Origin of the sequence: Trichocoleus sp. FACHB-46, assembly GCF_014695385.1 — a bacterium.
Lineage (GTDB): Bacteria > Cyanobacteriota > Cyanobacteriia > FACHB-46 > FACHB-46 > Trichocoleus.
In genome coordinates, this window is record NZ_JACJOD010000013.1 from 559,572 (window position 1) to 579,887 (window position 20,316).

General features: G+C 48.3%; 25 protein-coding genes and 1 tRNA gene. 17 read left to right on the forward strand and 9 right to left on the reverse strand.

The window, feature by feature from the left end; genetic code table 11:
* Nucleotides 1–29 precede the first annotated feature (29 nt).
* A complete protein-coding gene (locus H6F72_RS10230) occupies nt 30–272 on the forward strand; it encodes a hypothetical protein (protein ID WP_190434392.1) in 243 nt (80 codons plus the stop codon).
* A 4-nt stretch (nt 273–276) separates the two neighbouring features.
* Here the strand turns inward: H6F72_RS10230 and H6F72_RS10235 are convergent, their stop codons facing one another.
* Nucleotides 277–825, reverse strand: coding sequence for an alpha/beta hydrolase (locus tag H6F72_RS10235; protein WP_190434251.1), 549 nt, complete (start codon nt 823–825; stop codon nt 277–279).
* Nucleotides 826–1,325: 500 nt separating this feature from the next.
* Between H6F72_RS10235 and H6F72_RS10240 the strand changes: the two genes are divergently transcribed.
* The gene (locus H6F72_RS10240) at nt 1,326–3,029 is read left to right on the forward strand and encodes a DUF1565 domain-containing protein (RefSeq protein ID WP_242016851.1); all 1,704 of its coding nucleotides are present in this window, start codon (nt 1,326–1,328) and stop codon (nt 3,027–3,029) included.
* A gap of 320 nt (nt 3,030–3,349) precedes the next feature.
* Here the strand turns inward: H6F72_RS10240 and H6F72_RS10245 are convergent, their stop codons facing one another.
* Nucleotides 3,350–3,646: a DUF3493 domain-containing protein gene (locus tag H6F72_RS10245; protein WP_190434253.1), complete on the reverse strand. Its 297-nt coding sequence runs from the start codon at nt 3,644–3,646 to the stop codon at nt 3,350–3,352.
* A 116-nt stretch (nt 3,647–3,762) separates the two neighbouring features.
* On the opposite strand from H6F72_RS10245, the gene H6F72_RS10250 reads away from it, so the two are divergent.
* From H6F72_RS10250 to H6F72_RS10290, 9 genes are all read left to right on the forward strand, one after another.
* Nucleotides 3,763–3,834 (forward strand) — tRNA-Thr (locus tag H6F72_RS10250).
* A gap of 323 nt (nt 3,835–4,157) precedes the next feature.
* Nucleotides 4,158–4,388, forward strand: a complete 231-nt coding sequence (locus tag H6F72_RS10255) for a hypothetical protein (protein WP_190434255.1) — start codon at nt 4,158–4,160, stop codon at nt 4,386–4,388.
* Nucleotides 4,389–4,554: 166 nt separating this feature from the next.
* Nucleotides 4,555–4,833, forward strand: coding sequence for a hypothetical protein (locus H6F72_RS10260; protein ID WP_190434256.1), 279 nt, complete (start codon nt 4,555–4,557; stop codon nt 4,831–4,833).
* Between the two features lie 112 nt (nt 4,834–4,945).
* Entirely contained in the window at nt 4,946–5,110 is a 165-nt protein-coding gene (locus H6F72_RS10265) for a hypothetical protein (protein WP_190434259.1), read from the forward strand.
* A 451-nt stretch (nt 5,111–5,561) separates the two neighbouring features.
* On the forward strand, nt 5,562–6,335 hold the full coding sequence (locus tag H6F72_RS10270; RefSeq protein WP_190434261.1) for an ABC transporter permease: 774 nt from the start codon (nt 5,562–5,564) through the stop codon (nt 6,333–6,335).
* Complete coding sequence (locus H6F72_RS10275) at nt 6,290–7,282, forward strand: ABC transporter ATP-binding protein (RefSeq protein WP_370527473.1); 993 nt, start codon at nt 6,290–6,292, stop codon at nt 7,280–7,282. The genes H6F72_RS10270 and H6F72_RS10275 overlap by 46 nt, the downstream gene beginning before the upstream one ends.
* Nucleotides 7,283–7,505: 223 nt before the next feature.
* On the forward strand, nt 7,506–9,341 hold the full coding sequence (locus tag H6F72_RS10280) for an ATP-binding protein (protein WP_199298987.1): 1,836 nt from the start codon (nt 7,506–7,508) through the stop codon (nt 9,339–9,341).
* A gap of 91 nt (nt 9,342–9,432) precedes the next feature.
* Nucleotides 9,433–11,004 carry a bifunctional UDP-sugar hydrolase/5'-nucleotidase gene (locus tag H6F72_RS10285; RefSeq protein WP_199298988.1) on the forward strand — a complete coding sequence of 524 codons (1,572 nt, stop codon included), beginning with the start codon at nt 9,433–9,435 and terminating at the stop codon, nt 11,002–11,004.
* A 67-nt stretch (nt 11,005–11,071) separates the two neighbouring features.
* Nucleotides 11,072–11,551, forward strand: coding sequence for an ureidoglycolate lyase (locus tag H6F72_RS10290; protein ID WP_242016852.1), 480 nt, complete (start codon nt 11,072–11,074; stop codon nt 11,549–11,551).
* Here the strand turns inward: H6F72_RS10290 and H6F72_RS10295 are convergent.
* The gene (locus H6F72_RS10295; RefSeq protein ID WP_190434266.1) at nt 11,548–12,105 is read right to left on the reverse strand and encodes a GNAT family N-acetyltransferase; all 558 of its coding nucleotides are present in this window, start codon (nt 12,103–12,105) and stop codon (nt 11,548–11,550) included. The genes H6F72_RS10290 and H6F72_RS10295 overlap by 4 nt on opposite strands.
* 112 nt (nt 12,106–12,217) lie before the next feature.
* Between H6F72_RS10295 and H6F72_RS10300 the strand changes: the two genes are divergently transcribed.
* A complete protein-coding gene (locus H6F72_RS10300; protein WP_190434268.1) occupies nt 12,218–12,904 on the forward strand; it encodes an HAD family phosphatase in 687 nt (228 codons plus the stop codon).
* 304 nt (nt 12,905–13,208) lie between these two features.
* Here H6F72_RS10300 and H6F72_RS10305 read toward each other — a convergent pair whose 3' ends face one another.
* On the reverse strand, nt 13,209–13,580 hold the full coding sequence (locus H6F72_RS10305; protein ID WP_190434270.1) for a hypothetical protein: 372 nt from the start codon (nt 13,578–13,580) through the stop codon (nt 13,209–13,211).
* A gap of 222 nt (nt 13,581–13,802) precedes the next feature.
* Here H6F72_RS10305 and H6F72_RS10310 point away from each other — a divergent pair, with 222 nt between their 5' ends.
* On the forward strand, nt 13,803–14,333 hold the full coding sequence (locus H6F72_RS10310; RefSeq protein ID WP_190434272.1) for an orange carotenoid protein N-terminal domain-containing protein: 531 nt from the start codon (nt 13,803–13,805) through the stop codon (nt 14,331–14,333).
* A gap of 60 nt (nt 14,334–14,393) precedes the next feature.
* Here the strand turns inward: H6F72_RS10310 and H6F72_RS10315 are convergent, their stop codons facing one another.
* Both H6F72_RS10315 and H6F72_RS10320 read right to left on the reverse strand, forming a co-directional pair.
* Nucleotides 14,394–14,699: a ferredoxin gene (locus H6F72_RS10315; protein WP_190434275.1), complete on the reverse strand. Its 306-nt coding sequence runs from the start codon at nt 14,697–14,699 to the stop codon at nt 14,394–14,396.
* A gap of 65 nt (nt 14,700–14,764) precedes the next feature.
* The gene (locus H6F72_RS10320; protein WP_190434277.1) at nt 14,765–15,133 is read right to left on the reverse strand and encodes a cyclic nucleotide-binding domain-containing protein; all 369 of its coding nucleotides are present in this window, start codon (nt 15,131–15,133) and stop codon (nt 14,765–14,767) included.
* Between the two features lie 399 nt (nt 15,134–15,532).
* Here H6F72_RS10320 and H6F72_RS10325 point away from each other — a divergent pair, with 399 nt between their 5' ends.
* A complete protein-coding gene (locus H6F72_RS10325; RefSeq protein ID WP_190434279.1) occupies nt 15,533–15,790 on the forward strand; it encodes a type II toxin-antitoxin system ParD family antitoxin in 258 nt (85 codons plus the stop codon).
* An 84-nt stretch (nt 15,791–15,874) separates the two neighbouring features.
* Here H6F72_RS10325 and H6F72_RS10330 read toward each other — a convergent pair whose 3' ends face one another.
* Nucleotides 15,875–16,549, reverse strand: a complete 675-nt coding sequence (locus tag H6F72_RS10330) for a histidine phosphatase family protein (protein ID WP_370527474.1) — start codon at nt 16,547–16,549, stop codon at nt 15,875–15,877.
* Between the two features lie 180 nt (nt 16,550–16,729).
* Between H6F72_RS10330 and H6F72_RS10335 the strand changes: the two genes are divergently transcribed.
* Nucleotides 16,730–16,924 carry a hypothetical protein gene (locus H6F72_RS10335; protein WP_190434281.1) on the forward strand — a complete coding sequence of 65 codons (195 nt, stop codon included), beginning with the start codon at nt 16,730–16,732 and terminating at the stop codon, nt 16,922–16,924.
* 82 nt (nt 16,925–17,006) lie between these two features.
* On the opposite strand, the gene H6F72_RS10340 is transcribed toward H6F72_RS10335, so the two are convergent.
* Together H6F72_RS10340 and sufR are read right to left on the reverse strand one after the other, a co-directional pair.
* Nucleotides 17,007–17,264: a hypothetical protein gene (locus H6F72_RS10340; protein ID WP_190434282.1), complete on the reverse strand. Its 258-nt coding sequence runs from the start codon at nt 17,262–17,264 to the stop codon at nt 17,007–17,009.
* A 135-nt stretch (nt 17,265–17,399) separates the two neighbouring features.
* Complete coding sequence (gene sufR, locus H6F72_RS10345) at nt 17,400–18,086, reverse strand: iron-sulfur cluster biosynthesis transcriptional regulator SufR (RefSeq protein WP_190434284.1); 687 nt, start codon at nt 18,084–18,086, stop codon at nt 17,400–17,402.
* 163 nt (nt 18,087–18,249) lie between these two features.
* On the opposite strand from sufR, the gene H6F72_RS10350 reads away from it, so the two are divergent.
* Together H6F72_RS10350 and sufB are read left to right on the forward strand one after the other, a co-directional pair.
* On the forward strand, nt 18,250–18,615 hold the full coding sequence (locus H6F72_RS10350; protein ID WP_190434286.1) for a ferredoxin thioredoxin reductase catalytic beta subunit: 366 nt from the start codon (nt 18,250–18,252) through the stop codon (nt 18,613–18,615).
* 142 nt (nt 18,616–18,757) lie between these two features.
* The gene (gene sufB / locus H6F72_RS10355; protein ID WP_190434288.1) at nt 18,758–20,194 is read left to right on the forward strand and encodes a Fe-S cluster assembly protein SufB; all 1,437 of its coding nucleotides are present in this window, start codon (nt 18,758–18,760) and stop codon (nt 20,192–20,194) included.
* Nucleotides 20,195–20,316: the final 122 nt, after the last annotated feature.

Genomic DNA, 20,316 nt, shown 5'->3' on the forward strand with positions numbered 1-20,316 from the left:
CTGTGTTTATAGCTTTTTTTGAGGTATTTATGGCTAATTCTGCCTTTTCCTTTGGTGACCTATCCGGTCCAAGTGCGGCTGCTAATAGTCTCTCTAGCCACTTCTCTGCAGATCCAGAAATTTGGTCGAATCTGAAGCAAGCGATCGCCACTAGCTCCGGGTTTCAGCGTTGGCAGCTAGAAGGCAAGACCGATGAAAACCTAGACGCTCTGAGCCTAGACCATCGAGTTCAGCGTTATCTACGCGAAACCTTAGAAACGTTAGCTTACTAAATGCTTAAAACAAGCGGCCTCGATTTAGCAAGTTTTCGAGGCGATCGCTGAGACGGCTCAGTTGACGGTAGGCTCCCACTAGGCGATCGCCTTCGACTTCAACTTCTTGAGTTGGATAATTTTGCAGCACTTCCATCAATGTCAGCTTGCCATCAGGACTAGCAGAGAGAGTTAGGGCGGCCCGAAGCGCTTGCCGATTTGCTTGATTGGAAGGAGTATGAATTGCTGGGCTAATCTGATCCAGCACAGCATTGCCTGCCCAACTGTTTAATACTCGATCGAGTAGTCGGGGATTGACCTTAACTACTTGAGTTAAAGGCTGACGAATGTCTTCTGGACTTTTTCCGGCTAGCTTCAAATAAGTAGCTAAAGCCGGGGAAGGAGTGCCTGTCTCTGTCAGCCTCGTTAATTCTTGAACAGAAATTTTTTCTCTTAAAATTTTGTACTTCAGTACTACTTGTTCGGCGGCGATCGCGTTAGAGCTACTGAGCAATATTCCAGCGGTGATGCCCACTGCTAGCGCCCGTCGCAACTTTAGAATGGGTGATTTCATGAGGAATCTCAGTGTGTCTATGGGCTTCTACGTAAAATGACAGTGAATCAGACCAATTAGTTTCGATTAAAGCCGTAAAAATTCTATATTTTGTAATAGTAATTCGTTAATCTAAATTCTATTAGAGGATTACGTTTACTTAACTTCACAATATACTGATTAGCCGCTAAATTGAGGGCGTTTCAGCTTAGCTCAAGGGCTGATGCAAATAATAATTTTCTATAGGGCATTCAGTTAATTCCACCCTCCGGATGTGGCGAAAAGGAGGGAACTCTAGTGAAGAACTGCTTGTCGTTTAGTACAATCGACCGATTTTAATCCTAAAATTTTGAGGAATTTCCTCAACTGACAGGTATCTTTTTGGAGGAGTTAGAGGCGGCTGGCAAGTTCCAGAGCCCTTTGCTGCCCTTTAAAGCTCTATTTAATAGAGTCAGGTTTACCTTTGCTCCCTGTCCTTACCCATCTTCCCTTACCCACAGTGAGATCGTTTGAGAGCGACAATGATGACACATCAGGGGTCTCTGATTCAGCAACCTATTATCAATAAGATGTATACCACTGCAAAAGCGATCGCCCCCCTCCAGGTTGGCCTCACGGCTTTGTTGCTGTGGGTTGGCGGTACAGTAATTCTGCCCGCCGGAGCTAACAACGCTACTCCTTCGAGCCATACCACCACAACGGCGCTGCAAGTTGCCCAAATTCCTGCCGGAGCCACTGTCCTCTACGTCAATTCCGCCTTGGGAACGGATGATGCGGGTGCAGGTAGTAGCGAAGGGGCACCTTACCGCAGCATTACTTACGCTCTGAAACAAGCTAAGTCCAATACTGTCATTCAGCTAGCGCCTGGTAGCTATACCAAAGATACAGGGGAAGTTTTTCCCCTGGTCGTGAAACCAGACGTCATCTTGCGAGGAGATGAAGCCAATAAGGGACAAACCGTGCTTGTGATTGGCAGTGGTCCTTACGTCAGTCCTACTTTTGCCTCCCAAAACGTTACGATTCGGGCTGATAAGGACAGTGAAGTTCGCGGCCTCACTGTGACTAATCCTATGACTCGAGGAACGGCGCTTTGGGTAGAATCCAGCAATCCTGAAATCAGAAATAATACCTTCTCCAATAGCCTCCGGGATGGCATTTTTGTCACAGGTACTGGAGCGCCCACGATCGCAGACAATGTTTTTACTCAAAATAAAGGTAATGGCGTTTCTCTCGCCCGCGCTGCTCAGGGTGAAATTCGAGGTAACCTGTTCCAAGCTACAGGATTTGGCATTGCGATCGGTGGCACCTCTGCTCCGACCCTAGAGGGCAACCAAGTGATTCAAAACACAGACGGCATCGTCGTTTCGGATTCCGCTCGTCCTGTGTTACGAGATAACGTGATTGAGAACAACACCAGAGATGGTGTGGTTGCCATTACCAATGCTCAGCCCAACCTCGGTACTGCAGAGAATCCCGGTAGCAACACCATTCAGAATAACGGTCGCTACGATTTGTACAATGCCACTCGTGGCAACACAATTGTGGCTGTAGGTAATCAAATTAATCCACAGCGGATTTCTGGCCCTGTAGATTTTGTTGCGGCTGATGTTACCCCTCCAGGCGGGTCAACAGTTTCACAATTTAAAGATGTACAAGGCCACTGGGCTCAAGCTTTTATTGAAGCGCTAGCGGCACGAAATATTATTAGTGGCTTCCCGGATGGTACTTATCGGCCATCTACGCCAGTCACACGCGCTCAGTTTGCCGCCATCATTAACAAAGCTTTTACCCCTTCTGCTCAGCGCTCTAGTATCAACTTTATAGATGTGGGTCAAAGTTTCTGGGGCTACCAAGCGATTCAAACCGCTTATCGGGGTGGATTTTTGGCAGGTTACCCAGGGGGTGTATTCTTGCCAGACCAACAGATCCCTAGAGTGCAAGTTCTGGTCTCTTTAGCAAATGGGCTAGGATACAGCGCTACTAACACCAGCGCTTTAACTCGGTATTACACGGATGCTGCTCAAATTCCTAGCTATGCGATCGCACCTGTAACAGCGGCGACCCAACGCAGCATCGTCATCAACTACCCAACGCTCAATCAGTTGAGTCCCAATCGGGAAGCGACACGAGCTGAAGTTGCGGCTTTTGTCTATCAAGCCCTTGTAAATGCAGGCAAAGTTGATCCTATTACTTCTCCTTATGTGGTGAGTGGGTCTCAACCGTAATAGCTGCAAAACTAAGTTTCAAGCATAAAGTGCCAGTTCTCTTATGGGCAGAGCTGGCACTTTATACATTTATTCACGGGGATTTATGGTTAGGGTCTCTATATCGGCTGACCCCATTTCAACATCCTCATTTTGACAGATATTTTCAGAGAATCTTAATTTCGTAATGTTTTCTTTGTATTTCTGTTGCTCAGGATTTGTGAACTTTAATTAACGAAAAACTCATACATTTTGCATTCTTTTAAGGCTCAGACAAGAAATTTGTAGTGTGTTGAAGGTAGATTTTAACAATTGAAAATTTCAAACCATTCGCTGGCAGCTCAGGGTTTTCGGCTAGCTCTTTGCTCTAGGCGGAACAACCCAACCATGAGAGCGATGACAACAAGCTGAACGGCCAAGTTGGGTAAAGCTGCTTCTATATCTCGTCCTGCCAGAATTTGTAGGAAGAAGATAAAGGCTCCGATCGCGCCAGAAGCTCCAAAAGTAACGTAAATAAACTGTCTGACCCCTCGGTAAGGTGTTTTGAGTTCCGCTCTCAAGCGAGCATATTTCTCGGGACTCAGTTTCCGAGGATTACTATTCTGGTTACTGCGCTTTTCAGAAGCGGGCTCTCTCATGATTTTTGTCTGACACAACCAGATTTAATCTTGACACGGTTGGAATCATGTCTGCTTGGGAGTAAAGTAAGCTATACAGGTTTACGTTGAACCTGCTATAATGATCAACTGTTCATGCCGATGTGGCTCAGTGGTAGAGCACTCGATTCGTAATCGAGCGGTCGCGGGTTCAAATCCCGCCATCGGCTTTTGTAGGTTCGCATCCATACGACAGTAGAACGGAGTGCTTAAGATTTAGCGATCGCCGCAACTTAGCACCAACGCAGTTCCACAGCTAGTAGGATGCCAAGCTGTATCCGCTAACACCTCCAATGAATATCGCCCTGAGTTCATGAGAGGGTTGAGACGAAAGTTCCGAATATGTAGCGTTGAGGATTGCAGAGGATTTACGGCTTTTGGGTATAGATCTTTACGGACTGAGTCTTTTTCTTACATACTGAAACGTAATTCGTAGCAATACTGACCAGTTTGCTAATTTGAGTGTGTAGTCCCGTGTTGAGTGATCGCTACTATGTTGCTAGATGCGGATGATTCCAGTGAAGGAATTAGCAGGTTAGAGCTAGAGCGCTTTTGGGGTAAAGAGTTGACAGGGCTAACGATCGCCCAGCGCAGAGTCGTGATCGAGCTTTACCGGAAGTCTAAGTACCAAGTAGTTTCCGCGATCGAAATTGAAGCACAAATGAATCAAGCTTCGTCCTCTCAGCCTGAACCGATTGAGGCAGCTGCCTCAAAGCTGGCCTAACTCCTCATCCTTCCCGGTAAGCGTTTGCAGAGATGCAACCTATAAGTAAATACGTCAGCAGACCCAAGAAAAAATAATCTCTGCCTAAGGATTATTTGTGTTTTAGAGTACAGCCCACTTAAAAACTTTAAACAAAGATAAATATTAAGTGTTTCTCGGGTGACTCATGCTGCCTCTAGTCCTTTCTCATGAGCTAGTGCATCCCTTTAAGTTTTGGTATGACGACGAACTTCGCGACGGAATGTGTTCAGGGAAGGAGTTATACCAACTAATGGAAAAATTTGGAGCTGATGGCCGACAAAAAGCCTTTAGTTTAGCAGTGCGTTTAGCAGAGCAAGGCAACCAAGTGAGTGTGACTTGTATGCGGGCTGAATACTGCGTGTGGATTAGCCTCAGAAGTGCCAGACCACAGACCCAGAGAACTCAACTTGCCGTAGCAGCTTAGTTTAACGACTTAAATAAGCTGGCTCCTCTCAGGAAGGTGTAACCAACGTTAGAGGCTATGACTGATTGAGCTGTTTAGGCTGAAGAGAGTAGCTTGATGGGCGGAACTACCGATGCGAAGAAACTCTATAACCACAGTTTTGGTGTTGGGCTTGTTGTTGGTAACTTTATTTGCTCCGTTTTCAGCCTTGGCTTTGTTAATGTTGTTTGTCTTTGTCTCTGTCGTAGGGTCGATGGTCTGGACCCTGGTGAGAACTCTGGTGCAAGGAGACGCCTAAGCGATCGCCCTGTCTAAAAACTTGCCTTACCTGCAAGCTTTAAACCTATGGAATCATGTCAGCTCAGTGCTTACCAGTTATGAGTCTGGTAGTGCATGGGTAGAATTTTTTGCTGTTTCGCTTCAGCACAGCAACTAGGATCTATTGAGCTGAACGAACAATATTGAGCGGTTTTCGTCTCAAGTCGTAGAGCCAGGAGATTGCAGAGGTGCCCTGCTCGAATGTAAACTTTTGTCTAGGGCCTTGGTGTCTGTTACGACAGTTGCACTACAGATCTAGCGATCGCTCATTTACTTCTGCCTTGGGTTGAATTCTGAATTAATTGACTGCTTGTGAGGAGCATTCTGTCCTTAAACTTTGACTCGCTTCAGGGTTGCAAACGACAGAGTGAACGAAGGCTGTTGGACTAAAGCGATCAGCTCAGAACTTTCTTGGAAATAGTTGATTATTCATGAAGTATTGGCGGGAAACACTGGCAGTTGCCCAGCGGATTTTGCTGGAACTGGTGCGGCGACAACGCAGCTTAATTTGCTGGAGTATCTTTCCAGTCTCAATTTTGCTAATCAACGGTTTAATCTTAGCGGAACGCACCCAGCTCTCCAATGCTCAGGCATTTGAAGCCGCTGCCCCTTTAACTTTGGTGGGAGCTGCGCTATTTTTTAGTTGCTTAGGCGGGAGCATTGCTACTGTCGTTGCCGAGCGAGAGCAACAAACTCTTAAGCGTTTGGCTATTTCTCCGCTCAGCGGCACTTCTTATTTTTTAGGAATTTTCTTGGCTTACAGCTTAATTGGTCTTGGTCAGACTCTGCTGGTCTATTTCGTGGCAGCTTTTGCGGGCGCTCAGTTTCAAGGGTCGCTCTGGTTGGGTGGACTAGTTATTCTGCTTAGCATCATGACTTATGTCGGGGGTGGGTTCTGCCTAGGCACTCAGTTTGCCCGCCGCACCGAAGATGTGAATGCCCTTGTGTCTGCCTTTGGCGTGCCTTTGCTAATTCTGGGTGGTGCCTTTATCCCCATTAGTTTTTTCCCAGAAATATTGCTAGATATCGCCCAATTCAATCCGATTTACCACATGAATGAGGCGCTGTTTGGAGTAGCAGCGGATGGCAAGGGTTTAGAGGCGATCGCCCCTCACTTTCGCGTGTTAGTGGCTTGTGCGGGAGTCATGGTGGCTGGGGGGTGGCTCTCCTACCGACGCATGTTGCAGATGGAAAGGAGACTGTAACGCCAGTGTTGCAAATTGACAACCTTACCAAACAATACGGTCAGCGGCAGGTGCTACAGGGTTTGAGCCTGCATATCCGACCGGGAGAAATTTACGGCTTGCTTGGTCCTAACGGAGCAGGCAAAACCACAACGATCAATATTCTGTGCAACTTGCTCAGAGCCGACAGCGGGACGATTCGGGTTAGTGGTCATCTAGTTTCGGAAGCCACGAAGCCATTGATTGGCGTGGCTCCGCAAGAGAGTTTGCTGTACAAGAGCTTAACTTGCGAGGAAAATCTCAAGTTCTTTGCTCAAATCTATGGCTTGTCAGGCAAAATGCGATCGCAACGGGTGCAGCATTGTTTGGCAGCAGTAGGACTCGCCGATCGCGCCAAAAGCCCCGCAGAAACCTTGAGCGGTGGAATGCAACGGCGGTTGAGTATGGCGATCGCTTTAGTTCATCAACCTAAATTAGTTGTACTAGACGAACCTACTACTGGGCTAGATATTGAAGCTCGCTACGAAATTTGGGACTTGATTCGGCAGTTGCAAACGCAGGGCATCACAGTGCTACTGACGACACATCTGCTCGATGAGGCGGAGCGCCTTTGTCAGCGCATCGGTATTCTGAAGCAAGGCCGTTTGTTGGCTGAAGGCAGCTTAAGCGAGCTACGGCAACTGATTCCAGCGCAAGAGATTGTGCTGGTACAAACTCCGGAAGAGGAGTTGGCGATCGCACGAGCCGCACAACTCGGTTTTACCAAGCGTCGTTATGGTCGAGACTTGGCTTTCTGGTTGCCGCAAGCGCTAGAGCTGAAAGAAATTCTGGCCCACTTTGATGGCATTCCCCTTGACTCGATTGCCCGTCAGCCAGTGCGTTTAGAGCATATTTATGTAGAAGTGACGCAAAACCAAGGACAAGGACTGGCTGAAGTGCCACAACCCAATCTATTGATTCAAGCCTAAGCGGCTCAAATGCGATCGCGCTCAGCCCTTCATGGACTAGAGGTGGCGCGAAACAGCCTCAAGATTTCCCTTTAATCATTCACCCGACGGAAAAACTAAGGTATGTAAAATTAAGGGGAGCTAAGCCAGTGCCCCCTTTGGACTTGATACGTTTGAACTAACTAGCGCATCAGCTCAGTTCCAGACACCTATCCTTTCAGACCTCTGGCTATAAGCACAACCTATGAACTCTGAGCTTGATCCTAAATCGTCTCAGTTGGCAGCCCAGCCTCAAACTTCACCGCTGATGGTGAAGCAGGGATGGCTTAGAAGAGTCAGTAAGCGTCTGAGCATTGGCCAAAAAATTAGCTACGGATATGCGATCGCGCTGGGGGTCGCAGTAATCGGTACTACCGCTGGTTTTGTCGTTGGCGATCGCTTCCAGCATGCTGCTTTAGAACGTCACAATCGGGCCGAAGAAGAAGTTCGGTTGCTCCACCGCCTGCAAGCCAGTATTCTTCAAGCTCGGACTCATCAACAGCAATTAATCCCTTTAACAGAAGATTTGCCTGCACTGCGGGATGAATACGAGCACTTTCTGGTTCACGCGGCTGAAATCAAGCGGCTCTGGGCTAGTGTAGCAACTCATGCTCAGCAGCTCGAATATCAAGCTGATGGCCATCAAGAAGGAATTCCAGAACTATTAGAAACTTATCAAGGCGTACCAGAAGCTTATTTTCAACAAGCGAATCAGCTACTAGAAGCGACGACTCAAGCCAATGTCTCGCCAGCACAGCTTCAAGCTTTACAGCAACAGCTTTTGAGCTTTACTAATAGCGCGATCGCCTTACGGTTTGATGGAGTCTCCGACGACTTAGTGGACATCATCAACACCTCTTATGAAGAAGCAAGTCAGGCGAAAGCAACTCTGCTTTCCTGGGAAACTATTCGCATTCAGATTATTGCTGCCAGCATCCTTCTGTCTAGTTTGATTGGGGGTCTGCTGGCCTTCTATACCAGTCGAGCGATTACTAAGCCCATTAAATGGGTGACCACAGTAGCACAGCGGACGGTCCAAACCTCTAACTTCGACCTCCAAGCTCCCGTTACCACTGAGGATGAAATTGGCATTCTCGCAGCTTCCTTCAATCAACTCACACAAAGAGTAAAGATGTTGTTGGAAGAACAGCAGGCAGCGGCGTTGCAACAGCAGCAAATGCAAGAGACGCAACTGATCCAGAGTGAAAAGATGTCAAGCTTGGGCCGTATGGTGGCGGGGGTGGCCCATGAGATTAACAATCCGGTTAATTTTATCTATGGCAACTTAGAGCATGCCAACACTTATGTGGATGATCTGCTGGCACTAATCGACACCTATCGACGTGAAGTACCGCAGCCGCCTTCAGCCGTGCAAGCTCAGACCGAGGAGATTGACTTAGAGTTTTTGCAAGAAGATCTGCCCAAGCTGCTGCAATCGATGAAGATGGGGTCTGACCGAGTGCGGCAAATCGTCCTAAGCCTGAAAAACTTTTCTCGCTTGGACGAATCAGAAGTGCATGCGGTGGATCTGCACGCCTGTCTGGACAGCACGCTATTGATCTTGGGTAGCCGCATCAAAAAGGGAATTACCGTCACGCGCAACTACGGAGCAGTGCTCAACATTGAAGGTTACAGCGGCCTCCTCTACCAAGTATTCATGAATCTGCTGAGTAATGCGATCGATGCTTTGGAAGAGCAAACTGACACAAATAGCCCCAAACAGCTCATCATTACAACCGAGCAAACCGACCCCAATTGGGTTGTCATTCGCTTTCAAGATAACGGCTCTGGTATCGACGCTGAAACCCAACATAAAATCTTTGAGGCCTTCTTTACGACTAAGCCGCGTGGCGTAGGCACCGGGCTAGGACTCTCGATCAGCCGCCAAATTGTGGAAGAAAAACATCACGGCCAGTTGACCTGTTGTTCGGAGATGGAACAGGGGACAACCTTTGTGATCACGTTACCTGTAAAGCTCAGTAATTCTTTACCTAAGACGACAGCAAAAAGCGATCGCCCCAAACCCGCATTCTTAACTTAAAACCTCAAATTAGTCCTCAAACTAAAAATTCATGTAGCCTAAATTTGACAACTGCACTGAGCTACTAGCTGGCTTCAAGCAGTTTGTGGCCATGAATGAGATGAGACCTATGCAGCAACGATGGAAATGGTACGGCTTGGCTTTGCAACTATTAGCTCTGAGCCTCGCTCGTCCTGTCTGGGCAGAAACAGTTAACCTTACCTTGCTGCATCTCAACGATGTTTATGAGATCACGCCAGTCGAAGGAGGGAAGCGAGGAGGTTTAGCGAGAGTAGCGGCTTTGCGACAACAGCTATTGCGCCAGAACCGCAATACTTACACCGTTTTAGCAGGTGATTTCTTCAACCCTTCTGCCTTGGGTACCGCCAAAGTCAATGGGCAACGTTTGGCAGGTCAGCAAATGGTAGCCGTGTTGAATGTGATGGGTTTGGACTACGCTACCTTCGGCAACCACGAGTTTGACTTGTCCGAGGAGTTGTTTCGGCAGCGATTGCGAGAGTCGAAGTTTCGTTGGTTTTCTGGCAACGTCACTGATGCATCAGGTAAGGCATTTCCTGGCGTGGCGCAATCTCAGATTGTGAAGGCAACAGGCAAGCAAGGAGAGGTTGTCCGAGTTGGCTTAATCGGGGTAACTCTGGATAGTAACCAGAAAGACTACGTGCGCTATCGAGACGCGATCGCCTCAGCTCAGGAGCAAGTCAAAGCCATGCAAGGCAAAACGGATGTGATTGTGGCGCTGACCCACCTCTCCCTGGAACAAGACCAGCAACTCGCCGCTACGATTCCTGAGATCGATTTAATTTTGGGTGGGCACGAACACGAGAATATGCAGCAGTGGCGAGTCGTCGGTGAAACCAATAAAGCTCGGAAATGCAACGCAGGTTTAACGCCGATCTTTAAGGCAGATGCCAACGCCCGCACCGTTTACATTCATGATTTGCAGTACGACACCCAAACTCGCTGTCTACGAATCAACTCTCGTTTGCAGCCCATCACAGATGCCATGCCAGAGGATACCCGTACTGCCAAAGTGGTGCAGCAATGGGTCGATCGCGCCTTTGCAGGATTTCGGGCCGACGGATTTAACCCAGAACAGGCGATCGCAACTACTCGTGAAACTTTAGATGGGCTGGAATCCAGTGTTCGCAACTCTCCCACTAACCTAACGAAGCTTGTGGCTCAGGCGATGCTGCGGGAAGTGGAGGGAGCTGAATTGGCAATTTTTAATGGTGGCTCGATTCGTATTGACGATCGCATTCCCGCAGGGCCGATCACGCAATACGATGTGATCCGGATTCTGCCGTTTGGCGGTAAGGTGCTGTCGGTCGAGATGAAGGGTGAGGTTCTCCAGCGTGCTCTGGCTCAGGGACGAGATAATCGAGGAGCGGGGGGTTACTTGCAAACTGCGAATGTGGACTGGAATGCTAGTACTAACAGTTGGTTAATTCAAGGTCAGCCCCTGCAACCAAATCGGATGTACCGTGTTGCTATTAATGACTTTTTAATGACAGGTCAAGAAAGCAATTTAGGCTTTTTGACGTTTCAATCGTCTGACATCAAGTTGGTAGGGGAGAAGCAAGACATTCGTTTTGCAGTGATTAACCAACTCCAAGCTCAGCAGGGTGCCGCTACAAAACCACAGCTACCCGTTGCAAAACCCTAGGCATAAATAAGTGCGATCGCTCCGTAGCTTAGGAAAACATCAAAGTTCGGTCATGAGGACATTTATCTTGGAACGATTACCAGCGCAGCCGATTACACGAGAAAACTTTCAACCTTACGGCCAAGTGATTGCTGCCAGTACGGATGGGAAGCTGTTCGACTCGGAGGATGCCCAACTGGTGCTCGATCGCGGTACGCCTCGCTTCTACATCATGCGGCTGCACAGCAAAGGTCGGAAGTTCCACAACATCACTCGCCACGTTCAATGCACCCAATGTTTGGGGTCGCTCGAAGGGAAGGAATGGTTGCTGGCTGTAGCGCCCCCTTCTCCAGGTTCGCAGCCTGACCTAGATAAGATTGCTGCGTTCCAAATCCCTGGTGACTGCTTCATCAAGCTTAACCTCGGCACCTGGCACGCTGGCCCCTATTTCGACGCTGATTTTGTGGATTTCTACAACCTGGAACTGAGCGACACTAACCTCAACGACCACGAAACTTGTAACTTGCTGGAGGCTTATGGTGTGGAGTTTGGGATCGCCACTCTTTAACCAGCGGATCTGAGCCGATAGAACGAATCATCTGGCTGATAATCTTCTCGGTTGAGTGAGTAGTAAGCCACCTCAAGATTGTAATAGTGGGCTCGTTTTTCGTACTTCAGCCCTGCTTTTTGCATCACTCGTTGCGAGGCAAGGTTGGTTGGTAAAGCAATAGAGACAATGCGCTGAAGTTGCAGTGTCTCAAAACCAAAGCGCACACTAGCTCTGGCGGCTTCTGTCGTGAGTCCTTTGTTCCAGTAATCATGGGCGATCGCGTAAGCCAACTCTACTTCGGACGTGTTTTGTAACCATTGCAATCCGCAATGCCCAATCAGTTCTCCATGTTGCTTCTCCACCATTGCCCACAGCCCAAAGCCATGATGTTGCCAATGGTCTATAAAGTTAGTCAAAACCGCTTGGCCTCGTTCCCAAGTTAGAGGCCGAGACGAAGGCAGCGTTTTCATCACATACGGATTGGCAGTAATTTGCCGATGGTGAGCTTCCAAGTCGGCGATCGCTAGGAGCCGAAGCTGTAGCCGCTCCGTTTCAAGTTCGTATCCCGTCATGACGTGGCAAAACTTTCTGGAGTGTTGAAAAGGTAAAGCTTTGTTTCGGTATCCTACAAGGGAAGCAGATTAGTTTTCTTCCTTTGCTCGATGTCCCTTAACTCCTCATATCATGCTGGCAGCAATTTTATTTGACTTGGATGGCACCCTCACCAACACCGACCCCATTCACTTCCGAGCTTGGCAAGAGCATCTCAGCGAACACGGCCTAGAGATTGACGAGACATTTTACAAAACCCAGATTAGCGGCAAGACCAACCCCGTGATTATTGAAGAGATTCTGCCAAATTTGTCTGTGGAGGCAGGGCAACAACTTGCGGATGCTAAAGAATTACGCTTCCGGGAATTAGCGACACAAGAAATTACAGCTATGGCAGGGCTGACCCAAATTCTAGATTGGGCGCAGCAACAGCAGTTACCTTTAGCCGTTGTAACGAATGCCCCACCCGAAAATGCCTACTTCATGCTGGAAACTCTGAAATTAAATGCTCATTTTCAGACAGTGGTGATCTCGGATGAAATTGGCGTGGGAAAACCAGATCCTGCTCCCTACAACATTGCATTGGAGCGACTAAATGTAGCCCCAGAAGCCGCGATCGCCTTTGAAGATTCTCCCTCAGGGATCCGCTCAGCAGTCGCAGCGGGAATTCCTACCATTGGTATTGCTTCTACTCACAATCTCCAAGTGCTTTACGATTTAGGCGCGATGCTAGTGATTCCCGATTTTACTGATGAACAACTCTGGGCCTTACTAAAATCTCCGGGCAAAGTTGATGAACCGAAATTATTAGTAAATTAGTGATTCATTAGCGATCGCTCGAAATAATCAACAACTCCTCATCTCACCAAAAACTGCTGTTCTTAAACACAAAAAAGCTGGAATTACACTTATAAATTCCAGCCTACAAATATTGGGTTTAGTTTAGTTATAGAGGATTAGCTTAGAGTTAGATAGGGGGTAAGTATAACCTTCTTAAGAAAAGAAGCTTTTTGTTTCGCTGGCACCAATTCAAAAGATTTTCAGTTATGGATTAATCTATATGAACTGGTGGTTAAATCAGCGTTAAACAGCGCTTAGGTCGAGCAATCTTGGAATTTTTGACCTATTGACCAGGCTGCCCTTTTTCAAAAGCTTTTTGCATCAAATCGTGGCTGTCGCCAGTATTAGCTGCGTCAGGACGTAAGTCTTGAGCCATTGCCCGGAAGTCACTGGGATCGCCTGTAGGTTCTGCTTCAAACTTAGTTTCTTCGGCTGCATGAAGTTCGTGCTCTGGTGCAGTGGCTGCTGCTGCCGCTTCTGCGCCTTGGCTGCTACGATCAACGTCGCTGACGCTATATTCTTTAGAAGCTTCGTAGTCAGCATCTATATTTACTTTAGGAGCTTTTTGTTCACCCGCAGAAATCTCTTCTGTCGCTTGTAGAGCATCAAAATTTTGACCTTCACCTGGGGTTAAATCGGTAGTTGCGTCAGCCATATTGAACTCCTAACTTTCGTTTTTTAACTTCATGCCCTGACTTTAACAAAGCTGGCTCTGCTTTCCTCAACCCCCCAGGATAGATTCCCAACCTCCCCCTGTGGAGAGATTCGCCAAAGCAAGTTAAGTAACCGAAACTCTCCCTCCTGAGGGGCGATCGCGCTCCAAAAATTGTGATAACTCTAACCTGGAGTAGCTTAATATTCTCTAGGAGAAAAGTTTATGACTTCTGACCATGAAAGCGGTAGATCCCAACTTCTAAATGAAGATACTACGAAAGCAGTTGAAGCATTTAACAAGCTCGGGACAGATGAGAAATTAGCTTATTTCTACTACGTTTACGAGAAGATGGGTGAGTCAATTACCCCTGCGGCTCCAGCTGCAACAGAGCCAAATTTAGCCCCCAAATTAATGGGTGATTTTTACGAATTATCTGATGACGAACAACTGGCAATTATGCGCCAGATTGTGAATCGTGAAGACACAGAATATTCACGGGCTTATGGCTCTTTAAAGGAAAATAATCAACTAATGGTTTGGTTCGCTTGGGCGCAAGCAATGGGCGAAACAGTGGTTGATTTGCCTGGAGGCTACAACGCGGTTGAAGGCATCAACAACCTCCTTTCTCAAACCGAACACCTAGGTTTTGAGCATCAAATTTCCATGTTCCGAGAAATTGCTGCGAACATGGGTTATACCGATGTTCAGCCGATTCCTACTCAAGCTGAAACGGGCAAGACTTCTAGCTTCTAGACTGGAGCTAAGATTGCAATAAGTTTTAGAGACGTGGCGATCGCGTCTCTATTATTTTGGCTATTTTGACTGTCTTGGCTGATCAGCTGGATGGAACTTGCGATAAAGCATGCCCTTCACAGGGTTTCCCTGCTTTAAGTGGCGTTCGGCGATCGCGCTTACTTCATCGGGCTGCACCCGACAATACCAGACTTCCTCTGGCAACACGAGCATCATTGGGCCATTGCCACATTGTCCCAAGCAGCTACTAGCCTCAACTTGCACGTCAGAAGTAGTTTGGGTTTGCAAAGCTGCTAAAACTTTTGTCGCGCCTTGCTTTTGACAACTCTTGTTTTGACAAACGAGAACACGTCTAGGAACTGACAAGCACCTACACTCAAAACTGCTTCTCTATCCTAGACTCCTGATTAGGTGAAGTAGATTCAGCTTGCTTAAAGTAGCTGCAACAAACGGCTGAGTCTCTCGGAGTAGCTTTTCATCACTTCTAGGGCAAAGATGGGAGTTTCTTGGACGGCGAAGAGAAACCGCTTTTGATCCAGAAACGCTAGTTGGCAATCGGTTTCGGCCACAGCCGTATAATTTCTGGTTTTTGCACCAATCAACGCGCCAACCCCAAACACTTCACCTCGCTCCAACGTTTCTACCACTCGGTTATTGATCACTAAGCCAACCGTCCCTGAAAGAATGCCATACATTAATTCAGCGGGTTGCCCGGTTTCAAAGATGACTTGATCGGTTGAGAAGTGCTGTGGCTCTGGTTGCCTTTGGAAGATGCTGAGGGTTGTAACTGGGTCTAACATGACTCGGCAATTCCAATAAGTTAAAAGTGGTGTTTTTCGGGAGGGAATTAAAGACTTGGTTCGCTCCAGCAAGATGAAACCAGCTTTAGACGCTCGAATTCTACTGTTTTGGGTCCAGCGACGCGGGATTCTAAAGAATAATTTCTAGATTAACGGGCGATCGCGCCTAGAGCGAAGTGCATAAAACCCAATACTAATTAGCTTTAACTCAAGAGTAGTAGGGTTTATGGCTGCCTTTAGGTAAAGTCTAGTTGTAGCGCAATCCCTCTTAAGACGTAGGAAGTACAACCTCAAGGCAGAGGAAGTATAACCATGAGTCGGGAAAAATAAGGCAGTATTGATGGCTTTAAATAAGTTTTGCCACAACTCTGATGGCGATGCACATGGAGGCAATGGCTAATGTCTACTCTGAATATTTCGCTACCTGAAGCAGTTCACCAATTTGTTGAGGAGCAAGTTACTTTTGGCGGCTACGATACGAGCAGCGAGTACATCCAGCACTTAATTCACCAAGATCAAGAACGAGTTAACAAAAGACAGTTAGAAACGTTGTTAACCGAAACCTTAGAGAGTGATGAATTAGGCTACATGACTGACGAATGGTGGCAAGAAAAGCGCACTCAGATTCTGCAAAAACTCCGCTCTGAGCAGAAGTAATCTAGCAGTACCACGATCGCTAGTCACGCAATATAGGCTGAAATTGTTTGGTACAGCTTCGCCCAAATAAGCTTTTGTTCTACGTTAGGTGCCTGGGAGCGATCGCAATTCTTCGCTTAAATGGGTGCGATCGGCTAAGGCTTTGAGTAGCGGTCCATGTGCACCAAACTCAACGATGCTCACCGAGCCCACTGGGCAACCCAAACGGTAGCGGAAACGGCCTACATCAATGCCCAGCAGGGCACAAAGTGTAATCCGAATTGTGGCTTTGTGCGCCACGATCAAGACATTACCGTCATTAAACCGTTCTTTGATTTCTTCGATGACTTGTAAGGCTCGGGTCGCGATCGCCACCGCTGGTTCTCCCTCCGTGGGTGGGTACCAAGCAGGGTCAGCAGACCACCGCAAGTAATCATCATGAAATTCCTGGCTCACAGTGGCCACCGTATTGCCTTCCCACTTGCCATAGTTGATTTCTTTCAGGCCATCCCGCAATTCTGGTTGCAAGCTTGTCGCCTCACAAAGCGGCTTTACGGTGGCGATCGTCCGTCGCATTGGGCTAGAAAAAATTGCTGTCCAGGGTATGGCTTTATAGGCGACAGCAAAGGCCTGAGCCATTGCCAAACCGTCAGGGGTGAGTTCAGGGTCGATCACGCCACAAAAGAGGTTTTCGCGGCTGCAAGTGGTTTGGCCGTGGCGGAGAAAGTAAAGCGTGAGGCTCAAGGTCGTCAGCTCCAGTACAGGGGTGCAAATCACCATTGCCAGTGTAGACAATCTTGACTGACAACCCGCCAATTGCGTAAATCATTTCGGACTGGTGTATCACCAGCAAGCCAGAGAAAATTCTAACGATAGGAACAACTGCGTAAAGACACCGTCTTTTGATCAAGAATTCATTTCAACCCTATCTTTCTACCAGTAAATTTACAGGGTGTCCTCATGCTGCTGATTCGTGAAATTGTCCAACAGGCGTTCACATCCGGTTGTTTGACAGTGGAAGCAGAAGAGCAACTCCGGAAGTTATTGGCCAAAAAGTACGATGCCCAAGACTTACGGGCTTTCATGAAACTGCAACAGGCCACTATGTCCGGTGTGGTCAAGCAAGAGTCTCGCGAGTTGCTGTATTCGCGCTAATCTACCGATTTCCTCTGTTCTCCCAAGCGATCGCTCTTTGTAAAGAGGAAAAGGAGCGATCGCTTTTTTCTGGCTTAACCTGCTACCACTTAAGGAACGCAGCTTCTGAGCCGTGTTCGCGGCGAACCCTACCATCTTCCTCAAACCAGGCAATTACTTGCTCTGGGGTCAATTCTTCGATCGCTACTCCTGCATTTTGGGCAATGTGTTTCAGCAACTGTAGAGAAGAAATGGTGAGGCGAGTCAGGAATTTTTCATGAGACGACAGCAACGCCGCATCTACAGCAGCAGATTCTTCCAAGCTAAGAAACTGGGTCGTAGGTTGTTGGGGTTGAGTCATAGTCAACAATTAATCATGGCAGTTTGCAGTGGACAGCCAGCGGCTACATCAAAGGCGATCGCTACTAGCTTAGAGACGATGAATCCAGACTAAACCTTTCTAGAGAATTATTCTGCCCGACTACCCCGATCAGCGCTAGTTGCCAACTGCCGCTTTAGTCTGGATCAAATAGCCACAGCGATGTTCGCCATTCACAATCCAGTGAGTCCGCTCTACAGTGCAACCAGGCAGGGCCGCCGCAAACATTTCTAATTCATGACCACACACACTAGGGAATGACTCCGCAATATGCGAAATGGCGCAGTTATACTCTGTTACTACATAGCGCTCAGCCTGATCTGATTGAGTCGAAACGGATTGCGCCTCAGTAGCAGCCACAGAGTGCCACTCAGCCATGTAGCCTTCAGCCCGTCGTAGCTCAACTAAATTAGCCACTCGCTCTTGCAACGATCCTGAACCAACGCGATCGCGGTATTCTGCCGCCTTGCGTTCCCACTGCTTTTGGAGTAGTACTCCCACCTGCTCACGGCCCACTGTTTCGGTCAGCGTATCTAAAAGCGAAAGGGCAAATTCTTCGTAACGGTCCGGGAAGCGATCGCGACCTTGACGGCTGAGCTTGTAGACGTGGTTGGGACGCCCCATACTGACATGCACAACTTCGTGCAAAATCAACCCCTCCGCCTCTAAGTCTTTCAAGTGACGGCGAATTGCTTGAGGACTAAGCTTCAAGTGTTCCGCCAGTTCTTGGGCAGTCGCTTGGCCCTGCTTCAATAAATGATGCAGGATGTCCTGTTTCGTAGAAGGTTGCTGTGTCGTTGCCATCCTTGTCTCAAAACCAGCTAAAGCGAACGGCAAAAATTGCGCGAACAGACTTTGACAACTAAATTGTTTCTAAAGTACCCTAAAATAGAAATTAAGCAACGAAAGTGTTGTTTTAATTATTTAATTATAGATTGTAGTTCAGTTTGTCCTGCCATCCTGCCTCATGAATTCAACGACCCCTGAAAGCCAGCAAGCAACAGAAAAAAGCCTCGAAGCTATGAGGCACTTTTCAGAAACTTATGCCAAACGGACAGGAACCTACTTCTGTATGGACCCCGGTGTCACCGCTGTTGTGATCGAAGGGCTAGCCAAACACAAGGACGAACTAGGTGCTCCCCTCTGCCCTTGCCGTCACTACGAAGACAAAGAAGCAGAAGTAGCCGCAGCTTTCTGGAACTGCCCTTGCGTCCCCATGCGCGAGCGCAAAGAGTGCCACTGCATGCTCTTCCTGACCGAAGACAACGAGTTTAGGGGGGACAAGCAGGAAATCAGCTTTGAAGAAGTTAGAGCTGTGACCAATCAATATTAATTTCTAGCCTTTTGCCTGCGGCTGACTCGATTCCTTTCCCTAGAGAACACACTTTCCTCGTTTGCTGACCTAGCGTCTCATTTCGCCCCAGGTTTGCTGTTCAGCCGCCTCCGATCCCTAGAGTCCTGAGAGAACACTACCGATGACTGCAAGCGTTAAGACACTCGTCAATCAGCCCTACAAGTACGGGTTTGTGACGGACATCGAGTCAGAAACCGTACCCCGTGGATTAAGCGAAGACACCGTCCGCTTAATTTCGGCCAAGAAAGAAGAGCCAGAATTCATGCTGGAGTTTCGCCTCAAGGCGTATCGCCAGTGGCTGAAGATGACTGAGCCAACTTGGCCCCATGTCACCTACCCGCCAATCAATTACCAAGACATCATTTATTATTCCGCGCCCAAGCAGAAGCAGAAGAAGCAGAGCTTGGACGAAGTAGACCCCATTCTGCTAGAAACCTTTGAGAAGCTGGGCATTCCACTGACTGAGCAAAAGCGCCTTGCCAACGTTGCCGTCGATGCTATTTTCGACAGCGTTTCCGTGGCCACCACCTTCCGCGAGAAGCTAGCTGAGAAGGGCGTGATCTTCTGCTCGATCTCCGAAGCGCTGCGCGAGTATCCAGAGTTGGTGCAGAAGTACCTCGGTAGCGTTGTGCCTGTAGCCGACAACTATTTTGCGGCCCTCAACGCGGCGGTGTTTAGCGACGGTTCCTTCGTCTACATCCCCAAAAACACCAAGTGTCCGATGGAGTTGTCCACCTACTTCCGGATCAACAGTGGCGACACAGGGCAGTTTGAGCGGACGCTGATTGTGGCTGAAGAAGGCAGCTCAGTCAGCTATCTCGAAGGCTGTACTGCCCCTATGTACGACACCAACCAGCTCCACGCCGCTGTAGTGGAATTGGTAGCGATGGACAATGCTGAGATCAAGTACTCCACTGTCCAGAACTGGTATGCAGGCGACGAGAACGGCAAAGGCGGTATCTATAACTTCGTCACCAAGCGCGGTCTCTGCCAAGGCGTGAACTCCAAGATTTCTTGGACCCAAGTCGAAACAGGTTCGGCCATCACCTGGAAGTACCCCAGTTGCGTGCTGGTCGGTGACAACTCTGTAGGTGAGTTCTACTCGGTGGCGCTGACCAACCACATGCAGCAAGCCGACACAGGCACCAAGATGATCCACATCGGCAAGAACACCCGCAGCACGATTATCTCCAAGGGGATTTCGGCAGGTAAATCCAAGAACAGCTATCGAGGTTTGGTGAAGATTAGCCCGAAAGCGGAGGGCGCACGCAACTACTCGCAGTGTGACTCGATGCTGATTGGTGACAATGCCCAAGCCAACACCTTCCCTTACATCCAAGTGCAAAACAACACAGGCAAGGTAGAGCACGAAGCCTCAACTTCCAAGATTGGGGAAGACCAGCTTTTCTTCTTCACCCAACGCGGCATCTCGATGGAAGACGCGATCTCGATGATGATCAGCGGTTTCTGTAAGGATGTGTTCAGTCAGTTGCCAATGGAGTTTGCAGTCGAAGCCGATCGCCTGTTGGCCCTGAAACTAGAAGGCAGCGTGGGTTAGACCTCTCCCCCAGCCCCTCTCCCAGTGGGAGAGGGGCGAAACCCAAGAAAGCCGCGATCGCTTCTCTCTCCCTAACTTGCTCGAATCCCTAACCCTCAAGCATTCCAGAGTTTTAATCAGTT